The sequence below is a fragment of the Micrococcus sp. LASM2_SD2 genome (assembly GCF_057364565.1).
In genome coordinates this window covers 1-11,368 of record NZ_JBNFOB010000052.1, presented here as the reverse complement: position 1 = coordinate 11,368, position 11,368 = coordinate 1, and the positions used below count along the sequence as shown (strand labels likewise).

At 71.3% G+C, this 11,368-nt stretch carries 6 protein-coding genes and 2 pseudogenes; all 8 read right to left on the bottom strand.

The window, feature by feature from the left end; all coding sequences use genetic code 11:
• Positions 1-548 precede the first annotated feature (548 nt).
• Complete coding sequence (gene glgB, locus AC2W7A_RS04705; protein WP_485990340.1) at positions 549-2,825, bottom strand: 1,4-alpha-glucan branching protein GlgB; 2,277 nt, start codon at positions 2,823-2,825, stop codon at positions 549-551.
• Positions 2,826-2,940: 115 nt separating this feature from the next.
• Positions 2,941-5,032 (bottom strand): annotated as a pseudogene (locus AC2W7A_RS04700) (alpha-1,4-glucan--maltose-1-phosphate maltosyltransferase).
• A gap of 171 nt (positions 5,033-5,203) precedes the next feature.
• A complete protein-coding gene (locus AC2W7A_RS04695) occupies positions 5,204-5,995 on the bottom strand; it encodes an ABC transporter ATP-binding protein (protein WP_485990339.1) in 792 nt (263 codons plus the stop codon).
• Positions 5,988-6,935: an ABC transporter permease gene (locus tag AC2W7A_RS04690; RefSeq protein ID WP_485990338.1), complete on the bottom strand. Its 948-nt coding sequence runs from the start codon at positions 6,933-6,935 to the stop codon at positions 5,988-5,990. Before AC2W7A_RS04690 ends, AC2W7A_RS04695 begins: the two co-directional genes overlap by 8 nt.
• A 155-nt stretch (positions 6,936-7,090) precedes the next feature.
• A complete protein-coding gene (locus AC2W7A_RS04685; RefSeq protein WP_485990337.1) occupies positions 7,091-8,092 on the bottom strand; it encodes an ABC transporter substrate-binding protein in 1,002 nt (333 codons plus the stop codon).
• Positions 8,093-8,278: 186 nt separating this feature from the next.
• Complete coding sequence (gene rlmB, locus AC2W7A_RS04680) at positions 8,279-9,286, bottom strand: 23S rRNA (guanosine(2251)-2'-O)-methyltransferase RlmB (protein WP_485990336.1); 1,008 nt, start codon at positions 9,284-9,286, stop codon at positions 8,279-8,281.
• 110 nt (positions 9,287-9,396) lie between these two features.
• Positions 9,397-10,861, bottom strand: a pseudogene (gene cysS / locus AC2W7A_RS04675) (cysteine--tRNA ligase).
• Between the two features lie 45 nt (positions 10,862-10,906).
• Positions 10,907-11,368: 2-C-methyl-D-erythritol 2,4-cyclodiphosphate synthase (gene ispF, locus AC2W7A_RS04670; protein ID WP_485990335.1), on the bottom strand; the 462-nt coding region annotated here is incomplete at its 5' end.

Sequence of the window (11,368 nt, the reverse complement as noted above, 5' to 3'; positions counted from 1 at the left end):
AGTTCAGTCCGTGTCAACTTCGTGTTCCGAAGCCATTCACCAACCGATCAGGCAGACAAGGAAAAACCTTACCACCATCAACCCGGCCACTGTCAAACCCAGCCGCCGGCAACAACCAGCAGCACACGGATCCACAGTCCAACCAGACCGACCCTCAGGAGAGGCCTCGACGACCCTACCACACCGGACCGACCCAGTCACACCAGACGATCGACTCTTCAGGAATCACCATCCACCCCCGCAAGGAAATGAACGGCATGCTGCAGTGATCACGGCCAAAACCCGCTTGTCTCTCATGTTTTCCACGGAGACCGTGGTGTTCACCCCGGCGCTTGAGAACTTCCGTTCCGCGCCTCAGCACGAGAAAGAACTCTACACACAACCGACCCACCACGCAAAATCGGGGGTGCCGCCGCGACCACGGGTGACCGTCCCGCATGATTCCGCGGATTCCTGCCGTCCTGGGCGCTTCTCGTGGCCGGCGCGGTCCTCCTCGGCTCTCGTGTGGTCGGTCACATCCTCGGCCGTGCGGCTCAGCCGGCGAGGGCTCAGCCCTGCCTGGGACGCAGCCACAGCGTGGTCAGCGGCGGCACGTTCACCACCACCGACTGCTCCTGGCCGTGCCACGCGACCGGCTCGGTCGTCAGCACCTGGTCTGCCCGGGCCGAGCCCGGAAGGCCGTCCGCACCCTCTGCCTCAGCGGCCCTCCCCCCGAAGAGCGGATCGGAGGTGTCCAGCACCACCTCCCACTCCCCCGGCGCGGGCACGCCCAGCCGGTAGCCCTGGCGCTCGGCTCCCGAGAGGTGCGTGAGGCACACGAGGTCGCGGCCGTCGTCGTGCCCCGGACCCGCATGGCGGACGAAGGCGAGCAGGTTGTCCTGGGCGCGCCGCCCTCCGATCCAGTCGAAGCCGGCCGGGTCGTGGTCCGCGGACCAGAGCGCCGGCGTCTGCGCGTACTGCCTGTTCAGCTCCCGCACCGTCAGCTGCACGCCCCGATGCTCCGGTGCCCAGGAGACCGGCCAGTCCAGCCCGGCGCCCTCGGACCACTCGGAGGGCTGGGCGTACTCGCCGCCCATGAACAGCAGCTGTTTGCCCGGGTGTGCCCACATGTAGGCGAAGTAGGCACGCAGCGTGGCCAGCTGTGCCGCCCGGTCACCCGGGATCCTCGTCAGCAGCGAGCCCTTGCCGTGCACCACCTCGTCATGGGACAGCGGCAGCACGTAGTTCTCCGAGTACGCGTACACCATGGAGAACGTCCACTGCCCGTGATGCCAGGACCGGTTCACCGGGTCCTCGGACAGGTAGGCGAGGGTGTCGTGCATCCAGCCCATGTTCCACTTCTTGCCGAAGCCCAGTCCGCCGGCGTCCACCGGGGCGGAGACGCCCTGGAACGCTGTGGACTCCTCCGCGATCATGTGGATCCCCGGATGCGTCCGGTAGGCGGCGGCGTTCGCCTCGCGCAGGAAGTCGATCGCCTCGAGGTTGTGGTTCCCTCCGTGCACGTTGGGCTCCCACTCCCCCTCGTTGCGCGAGTAGTCCAGGTAGAGCATCGAGGCCACCGCGTCCACGCGCAGGCCGTCGATGTGGAACTCCTCCAGCCAGTACAGGGCGTTGGCCACCAGGAAGTTGCGCACCTCGTTGCGGCCGAAGTCGAAGACGTAGGTGCCCCAGTCCGGGTGCTCGCCGCGGCGCGGGTCGGGGTGCTCGTACAGGGCCGTGCCGTCGAAGCGGCCGAGCGCGAAGTCGTCCTTGGGGAAGTGGGCCGGCACCCAGTCCATGAGCACCCCGATGCCCGCCGCGTGCAGGGCGTCCACCAGGTGCTTGAACTCGTCCGGGGAGCCGAACCGGGAGGTCGGCGCATAGAAGCCCGTCACCTGGTAGCCCCAGGAGCCGCCGAACGGGTGCTCGGCCAGCGGCAGAAACTCCACGTGCGTGAAGCCCAGCCAGGTCACGTACTCCACCAGCTGCTCGGCCAGCTCCCGGTACCCCAGACCGGGACGCCAGGAGCCCAGGTGGACCTCGTAGACGCTCAGCGGCTGCTCGTGCGGGTCCGTCTCCGCACGGCGGCGCATCCAGGCGTCGTCGGCGAAGGTGTACTCCGAGTCCCACACCCGCGAGGCGGTGGCAGGCGGCACCTCGGTCCAGCGGGCCAGCGGGTCCGCCTTCTGCCGCCAGTGCCCGTCCGCGCCGAGGATCTCGTACTTGTAGCGGACACCGTGGCCCACGCCCGGCACGAAGATCTCCCACACACCGGAGGAGCCCAGGCTCCGCATCGCCTGCAGCCGTCCGTTCCAGCCGTTGTGGTCCCCCACCAGCCGGACCGCGCGCGCGTTCGGCGCCCACACGGCGAAGGCGGCCCCGACGACGGCCCCGTCCTCCCCGTAGCGCACCCGCGCTCCCAGCGCGTCCCAGAGCCGCTCATGCCGGCCCTCGCCGATCAGGTGCAGGTCCACCTGCCCGACGGTCGGCAGGTGCCGGTACGGGTCGTCCTCCACGAGCACCTCGCCCAGCGGTCCGTCCTCACCGCTGGGATACGCCACGTGCACGCGGTAGTCGCCGACGGTGACGCCGGCCTTCGCGGGCAGCGGCCCGACGCCCACGAACACGCCGTCCAGCTCGTGCGCGAGCTCCACGCGCACGCCGTCTCCCGTGCGGACGACCTCCACGGTGCCGGCCAGCGGCCGCAGCACCCGGTAGGTGACCGCCGTGCCGTCCGGGTGGGGATGCGCGCCCAGCACGTCGTGCGGGGCGTGGTGACGCCCGCCAGCGACGGCGGCCAGCAGCTCCTTCTCGACGGGAAGCGGGGCGGGGGTCGGGGTGCTCATGCGGTCCTCTCGGGATTCGACGGACGGTGGGCGGCGGGGCACCGGACGGTGCCGGTCCGCGTCGGGTGCGGGGCCGTCGTCGGGAAGGGATGTCCCACGACGACGGCCACCCGCCTCAGCGGCGGACGATCCGCAGGATGTGGGCCGGCTCCTCCCACGGGTCCAGGCGGACGTAGGGACGCTCGTCCCAGTGCCAGCGCTGACCGGTCAGCAGGTCCTCGACCTCGATGCGGCCGTGCTCGTCCCGGTCCTGCTCGCGGACCCCGAGCGCCTCGAAGTCCAGGTCCAGTGACGCCTCGGAGACATGGTGCGGGTCGCAGGCCACGGCCACCAGGACGACGTCGTCCGGGGTGCCGGCCGGGGCGTCCGAGACGGCCTCCGCCTCGGCGTGCGTGCCCTCCGGTGCCGCGGCACGGCGCTTGGAGAAGACGAGGACCTCCGGGTGGGTGGACGAGTGCAGGGTCAGGTTCTGCAGGTCCCTCAGCGCCGGATGCTGCGCACGGATCTCGTTGAGCCGGGTCAGGTACGGGGCGAGGGACTGGCCCGCGGCCTCCGCACCGGCCCAGTCACGCGGACGGTACTCGTACTTCTCGGAGTCGATGTACTCCTCCGCGCCCGGGCGCGGCACGTGCTCGAACAGCTCGAAGCCGGCATAGACGCCCCACAGCGGGTTGGACATCGCGGCCACCACAGCGCGGATGCGGAAGGCGCCGGGACCGCCGCGCTGCAGGTACTCGGTGAGGATGTCCGGGGTGTTCACGAAGAAGTTCGGCCGGTAGAACCCGGCCGTCTCGGACGTGATCTCCTCCAGGTACTCCGCGAGCTCCTCCCGCGTGTTCCGCCAGGTGAAGTAGCCGTAGGACTGCTGGAAGCCGATCCGGCCAAGGGCGTGCATCATCGCCGGGCGGGTGAACGCCTCGGCCAGGAACACGACCTCCGGGGTCTCCGCACGGACCTTCGCGATCAGCCACTCCCAGAACCACAGGGGCTTGGTGTGGGGGTTGTCCACACGGAAGATATGCACCCCGCGGGCGACCCAGCCGCGCACCACCTCGAGGACGGCGTCGGCCAGGCCCTGCGGGTCGTTGTCGAAGTTCAGCGGGTAGATGTCCTGGTACTTCTTCGGCGGGTTCTCCGCGTACGCGATGGTGCCGTCCACCCGGGTGGTGAACCACTCCGGGTGCTCCGTCACCCACGGGTGGTCCGGGGCGCACTGCAGGGCCAGGTCCAGGGCCAGCTCGAGGCCGTTCTCCCGGGTGGCTGCGACGAAGGCGTCGAAGTCCTCCAGCGTGCCGAGATCCGGGTGCACCGCGTCATGGCCGCCGGCCTCGGCGCCGATGGCCCAGGGCGAGCCCGGGTCCTGCTCGCCGGCGGTCAGCGTGTTGTTCGGGCCCTTGCGGTGGGCGTGGCCGATCGGGTGGATCGGCGGGACGTAGAGCACCTGGAAGCCCATGGCGGCCACCGCCGGGATGCGCTCGGCCGCGGTGGCGAAGGTGCCGGAGTGCCAGGTGCCGGTGGCCTCGTCGAACCGGGCGCCCTCGGAGCGCGGGAAGAACTCGTACCAGCCGCCGCGGCCGGCCAGGTCCCGCTGAACGTCCAGCGGGCACTCCTCCGAGCTGGAGAGCAGCTCGCGGATCGGGCGCTCGGCGAGCGCGGCGGCCAGGTCCGGGTCCTCGGCGGCGGCCAGACGCTCGGCCGGGTCCCGGGGAGGTGTCCGCGAGCCCGCGGGCGGCGGCCTCGAAGAGCGCACGGTCCCGCTCGGAGCGGGTCTCATCCTCGGCGGCGCGGGCGAACAGGGCCTCGCCCTCGTCCAGCATCAGCTCCACGTCCACGCCCGCGGCGATCTTCACCGCGGCCGCGTGGTGCCAGGTGCCCACCGGGTCCGTCCATCCCTCCACCACGAAGTGATGTAGGCCCGTCCGGGACGGACGGAGGGTGGCCAGGAACTCGTCCATGCCGGGACGCCCGGGGCGCATGTGGACGCGCTGCACCTCGGCGCCGTCCGGGTCGATCAGGCGGGCCGTGGCGCCGAGCCCGTCATGGCCCTCACGGAAGACGGTGGCGCGGACGGGGACGTCCTCCCCCACCACGGCCTTGGCCGGGAAGCGGCCGCCCTCGACGACCGGCTCCACCTCCGTGACGGGGATGCGGCCCGTGAGGGTCACGGGCCGGGCTCCGGAGACGGAGACCGGACGATCGGCGGACACGGCGACGTTCTGAGGCTTCTCCACGCTGGAAACGCTACCCCGCGGCAGGGGGCCGCGGGAACAGGGGCCGGACCGTGGAGACGGTGTCCGTCCCGGACACGGAGGGCCCGGACGGCACCCGCCGCCCGGGCCCCTCCGTGTCCTCCGTCCCCGCGGCGGGGACGGGGCGGGTCACTGGAGCATGGTCTTGTCGTCCACCACGGCCCCCTTGATCTTGCCGAACTCGGCGAGCAGGTCCTGGGCGGTCTTGCCAGCCTTCTCCTGCTCGTCCAGCTCGAGGATGATCTGGCCGTCGTGCATCATGATCAGCCGGTTGCCGACCTGCAGCGCCTGGTCCATGTTGTGCGTGACCATCAGCGTGGTCAGGCGGTGCTCCGCCACGACCTGCTCGGTCAGGCGGGTCACCAGCTCGGCCCGGGACGGGTCCAGCGCCGCGGTGTGCTCGTCCAGCAGCAGGATCTTCGGACCGGAGAAGGTCGCCATGAGCAGGGACAGCGCCTGACGCTGGCCGCCGGAGAGCAGGCCCACCTTGGTGGTGAGGCGGTCCTCCAGACCCAGCTCGAGCTTGGTGAGCTCCTGACGGAACAGGTCCTTGCGGGACTTCGAGACGCCGGCGGCCAGGCCACGGGCATGGCCGCGGCGATAGGCCAGGGCCATGTTCTCCTGGATCGTCAGGTTCGGCGCGGTGCCGGCCGTCGGGTCCTGGAACACGCGGCCGATCCACTGCGCCCGGCGGTGGTCCGGCATCCGGGTGACGTCCCGGCCGCCCACGGACACCGAACCGGTGTCCGGGGACAGCTTGCCGGCGATCGTGTTCAGGATGGTCGACTTGCCGGCGCCGTTGGAGCCGATGACGGTGACGAAGTCGCCCTCGCCGAGGTGCAGGTCGATGCCGCGCAGCGCCTTGCGCTCGTTGACGGTGTTCGGGAAGAACGTCTTGGAGACGTCGCGGATCTCAAGCACGGGTGACCTCCTGCGTGGTCGGGGCGTCGGCCTCGTCGGCCGCGGCCTGGGGCGAGGACGTGTCCGCGGTGGCCTTGGACCGGATGCTCAGCCGCTTGGCGAAGCCGAACTGCGGCAGCAGCAGGGCGATCACCACGAGGGCGGCGGAGATCAGCTTCATGTCGTTCGGGTTGAGGCCGGCGTTCAGGGCCAGCTGGATGATCACGCGGTACAGGACGGCCCCCACGATCACCGCGAAGGTCGCGATGAACACGGTGCGGGTGCCGAAGATCGCCTGGCCCACGATCACCGAGGCCAGGCCCACCAGAATGAGGCCGATGCCCATCGAGATGTCCGAGAAGCCCTGGTACTGGGCCATCGCGGCACCGCAGAGAGCGACCAGGCCGTTGGAGAGCATCAGGCCGAGGATCTTCATCCGGTCCGTGGAGACGCCGTAGGAGCGGATCATCTCCTCGTTGTCACCGGTGGCCTGCAGCGCCAGGCCCATGTCCGTGTGCAGGAACCAGTCCAGGATCAGCTTGAGGACGAAGACGCCGAGGAACAGGACCACCACGGACTGCCAGTTGCGGCCGATGCCGAACTCGGCCAGGCCGGAGAACAGGGTGTCCTGGCCGAGCAGCGGGATGTTCGCCCCGCCCATGATGCGCAGGTTGATCGAGTACAGGGCGATCATCGTCAGGATGCCAGCCAGCAGCCCGTCGATCTTGCCCTTGGTGTGCAGCAGGCCCGTGATGAGCCCCGCAAGGGTGCCGACGACGAACGCGGCCGCCATGGCCAGCGCCCAGTGGGTGCCGTTGGTGATCAGGATCGCCGCGGTGGCGGCGCCGGAGGTGTAGGACCCGTCGACCGTGAGGTCCGGGAAGTTGAGGATGCGGAAGGTCAGGTACACGCCGAGTGCCATCACGGCGTAGATCAGACCCAGTTCGAGCGCTGAGATCATGCGCGAAGCCTTTCTGGGGAGCGGCCCGAGGCGACGGGGAGGCACCCTGCCCGGGCGCGCGGCCGTCGTCGTGCCGCCGGGGTCTCTCACACGGGGGCGGCCCTGCCAGGAACCGGTCCTGTCAGGGCCGCACCCGGTGCGAGCGGGAGGGTGGATCAGTCGATGGTCTCGTCCGCGCGGTCGAGGACCTCCTGCGGGATCTCCACGCCGAACTTCTCGGCGTTCTCCGGCGCGACGACCAGCTCCAGGGCGTCCTCCGGGGCGAAGCCGACCGTCATGGACGCCGGGTCCTCGCCGTCCTTGAGGATCTTGACGGCCATCTCGCCGGCGAGCTTGCCGTGCTGCTCGTAGTCGATGCCGTAGGTGCCCAGGGCGCCGCGCTCCACGGAGTCGGTGTCCGCGGAGATCACCGGGATCTCGTTCTCCTGGCCGAAGGAGATCACGGACTCCAGGGCGGAGACCACGGCGTTGTCCGTGGGCACGTAGATGCCGTCCACGTCCTTGAGGGACTGGACGCCCTGCTGGACCTCGGAGGAGTTGGTGACGGTGACGTCCTTGATCTCGATGCCCAGCTCCTTCGCGGCCTCCTTGGCCTGCTCCACCTGGGACTTCGAGTTGGCCTCGCCGGAGTTCCAGACGATGCCGACGGTCTTGACGTCCTCCTTGACGTCCAGCAGCAGCTGCAGCTGCTCTTTCACCGGGTTGCGGTCCGACTGGCCGGTGACGTTGCCGCCCGGCTTCTCCACGTCCTGCACGATGCCGGCGCCGACCGCATCCGTGACGGCCATGAAGACGACCGGCTTGTCCTTCACCGCCGTGGCGGCGGCCTGCGCGGCGGGGGTGGCGATGGGGGCCACCAGGTCGATGTCCCCGTCCGAGGCGAACGTGTTGGCGATCGAGTTGGCGGTCGCCACCTCGCCCTGGGCGTTCTGCAGGTCGAACTCGACCTCCAGGCCGGCCTCCTCGAAGGCCTCCTGGAAGCCCTCGGCGGTGGCGTCCAGCGCCGGGTGCGAGGTGAGCTGGGCGATGCCGACCTTGTAGGGGCCGTCGCCGCCGGCCTCGCCCGAGCCGGAGCCGGAGTCGCCACAGGCGGTGAGGCCGAGGGCCAGCACGGCCATGGCGGCGGTGATGCGGAGCGGGGATGCGGTCCTCTTCATGGGAAGTGTCCTCAGGCGGTCAGGGTAGCGCGCGACCGTGGTGTGCGAGCGCTGCGGGCCGATGCCGGAGACGGTGGTCCGGCCCGCAGTGGGTCACATCGTGCGATGTGATGTGCACAACATACAACCTGACGCACAGGTTCGGGACACCGTGACGCGGTTCACACGGCATACGTGGACGAAACGTCAGGAATCGGCACCCGCCGCGGCATTCCGACCACCGGCGCGCTGCACCGAGATCTCGTACAGCGAGATGCCCACGGCCATCGAGGCGTTCAGGGACTCCATGGACGAGTCGATCGGGATGGACACGATCTGCTGGCAGTGCTCGCGGACCAGGCGGGACAGGCCCTTGCCCTCGGCGCCGACCACCAGCACCAGTGGCTCGGTGGCCAGCTGAAGGCCCGGCAGGGACACGTCCCCGCCGCCGTCCAGGCCGAGCACGAAGTAGCCCATGCGGTGCAGCTCAGCCAGCGTGGTGTTGAGGTTGCCGGCCTGCGCCACCGGCACGCGGGCGGCCGCGCCGGCGGACGTCCGCCAGGCGGTGGCCGTGACGCCCACCGAGCGCCGGGACGGGACGATCACACCGTCCGCGCCGAACGCGGAGCCGGAACGGATGATGGCACCCAGGTTGCGCGGGTCCGTGATGCCGTCCAGCGCGATGAGCAGCGGCGGCGTGCGCAGGTGCCCGGCCTCGTGCTTCTGGAGCGTGGTGCGCGCCAGGTCCAGGGCGTCCGCGTAGTCATACGGCGGGATCTGCAGGACCAGGCCCTGGTGGATGGCCTCGCCGGACATGCGGTCCAGCTCCGGCTTGGTGTTCTCCATGACCGGGATGCCCTGCTCGGCGCACTGCCGCAGGGCCTCCTTCACGCGGTCGTCCACCTCGATGCGGGTGGCCACGTGCAGCGCCTTCGCCGGGATGCCGGCGCGCAGCGCCTCGACCACCGGGTTGCGGCCCGAGACCGTCTCGTCCGCGGTGGAAGAGCGCTGCCGACGCTGCGGCGCCGGGCGCTTGGCGGCCGAGCGCTCTGCGAGCTGCTTGTTGCGGTACGCCTTGTGGTACGGGCGGTCCTCGGCCTTCGGCGTGGGGCCCTTGCCCTCGAGCGCCTTGCGGCCGTGGCCGCCGGTGCCCTTGACGGGGCCCTTCTTGCCCTTGGGCTTGCGGGAACCGCCGGAGCGGGGTGCGGACGACATGGCGTCTCCTTACGGGAGTCTTGCGGGTCCGGGCACGACGACGGCCGCCCGGCTGGGCATTCGACGGCCAGTCTAGTAGCGCTCGCCTCCGCCTCCGGCGGGCGCCCGGCTCAGCCCTCCAGGCGCCAGGTGGCGCCGTCCGCGCCGTCCTCCACCACGATGCCCGCGGCGGTCAGGGCGTCCCGGATCCGGTCCGCGGTGACCCAGTCCTTCTCCGCCCGGGCCTGTGCACGCGCCTCGATCTGCGAGCGCACCAGCGAGTCCAGGGCGTCGGCTGCCGGGCCGGCGGCACCGGCGGCGCCCTCGGGGACGTCGTCCAGGCCGAGGATGCCGGTCATGGCGATGACCTCCGCGTACCGGGCGGCCACGGCCTCGGCGTCCTGCGCGGCCAGGGCGGAGTTGCCGGCCCGGACGGCCTCGTGCAGCACGGCGAGCGCCTGCGGGACGTTGAGGTCGTCCTCCATGGCCGACCGGAAGGCGGCGGGGACGTGCGCGCCCAGGGGCGTGCCGTCGTCGTGCAGCGGGGCGGAGTCCCCCAGGAGCGCGACGGCGCGGGACACGAAGTTCTCGATGCGCTCCACCGCGGCCTCGGCCTCGTCCAGGGCGCCCGGGCGGTAGTCCAGCTGCGAGCGGTAGTGCGCCTGGCCCAGGAAGTAGCGGACGGCCTTCGGGCGGGCCATCTGCATCATCTCCTCCGGGGAGATGGTGTTGCCGAGGGACTTGGACATCTTCTCGCCCTCGTAGGTGACGAGGCCGTTGTGCAGCCAGAAGCGCGCGAACGGGTCCCCGGCGGCCGAGGACTGGGCCAGCTCGTTCTCATGGTGCGGGAAGCGCAGGTCCAGGCCGCCGCCGTGGATGTCGAACTCGGCGCCGAGGTACTTCGTGGCCATCGCGGAGCACTCCAGGTGCCACGCCCGGCGGCCGCGGCCCACGGGGAGTCCCACTGGGCGGTCTGAGGCTCGCCGGGCTTCGCGCCCTTCCAGAGGGCGAAGTCGCGGGGGTCGCGCTTGCCGCGCGGGTCCGCGTCCGGGGCGTCCTGCATGTCCTCCACCCGCTGACGGGTGAGGGAGCCGTAGGCCTCGAAGGAGCGGACGTCGAAGTACACGTCCCCGGAGCCGTCCGAGGCGGGGTAGGCGTGGCCGCGGTCCATCAGGCGCCGGATGAGCGCGAACATCTCGGTCACGTGGCCGGTGGCGCGCGGCTCGTAGGTCGGGCGGCGGACGCCGAGGGCCAGGTAGGCGGCGTCGAACGCCTTCTCGAAGCGGTAGGCCAGCGCCCACCACTGCTCGCGGGCCGGGTACAGGTGGGAGGCCTCGAAGCCCTCCTCCATGGACGCGGCGGAGCGGTCCAGGATCTTGTCGTCGATGTCCGTGACGTTGCGGACCGAGGTGACCTTGAGTCCGGAGGCCTCCAGCCAGCGGATCAGGACGTCGAAGACGATGGCGCTGCGCACATGGCCCACGTGGGCATGCCCTGCACGGTGGCGCCGCAGTAGTAGACCGACGCCTCCCCCTCCCGCACGGGGACGAAGTCGCGGACCTGGGCTGCCTGGGTGTCATAGAAACGCTGTGCCACGGTCCCCGATCCTATCGGGGTGCGGGGGTTGGCGGGACGGGGCCGTCAGCGGGCGTCCCGCGGGTACACCAGCGCCGTGGCGATCGCGGCCGCCCCCTCGCCCCGGCCGGTGAGGCCCAGACGATCCGTGGTGGTGCCGGAGACGGACACCGGGGCGCCGGCGGCCGCGGAGAGCGCGGCCTGCGCCTCCGCACGGCGGGTGCCGATCTTCGGCCGGTTGCCCACCACCTGCACCGCGACGTTGCCGATCTCGTAGCCGGCCTCCCGGACCAGCCGGGCAGCCTCGGCCAGCAGCGTGCAGCCGGAGGCGCCGGCGAACTCCGGCCGGCCGGTGCCGAAGTGCTGCCCCAGGTCCCCGATCCCCGCGGCGGAGAACAGGGCGTCGCAGCAGGCGTGCGCGGCGACGTCCGCGTCCGAGTGCCCGGCCAGGGCGGGCTCGCCCCGCCAGTGCAGGCCCGCCACCCAGCAGCCGCGCTCGGCGGCGGCACGGTGCTCCTCGGCGTCCGG

Excerpts from the sequence above, each read along its gene's own strand:
- glgB (WP_485990340.1), bottom strand. The coding sequence starts at position 2,825 with ATGAGCACCCCGACCCCCGCCCCGCTTCCCGTCGAGAAGGAGCTGCTG.
- AC2W7A_RS04690 (WP_485990338.1), bottom strand. The coding sequence starts at position 6,935 with ATGATCTCAGCGCTCGAACTGGGTCTGATCTACGCCGTGATGGCACTC.
- AC2W7A_RS04685 (WP_485990337.1), bottom strand. The coding sequence starts at position 8,092 with ATGAAGAGGACCGCATCCCCGCTCCGCATCACCGCCGCCATGGCCGTG.
- rlmB (WP_485990336.1), bottom strand. The coding sequence starts at position 9,286 with ATGTCGTCCGCACCCCGCTCCGGCGGTTCCCGCAAGCCCAAGGGCAAG.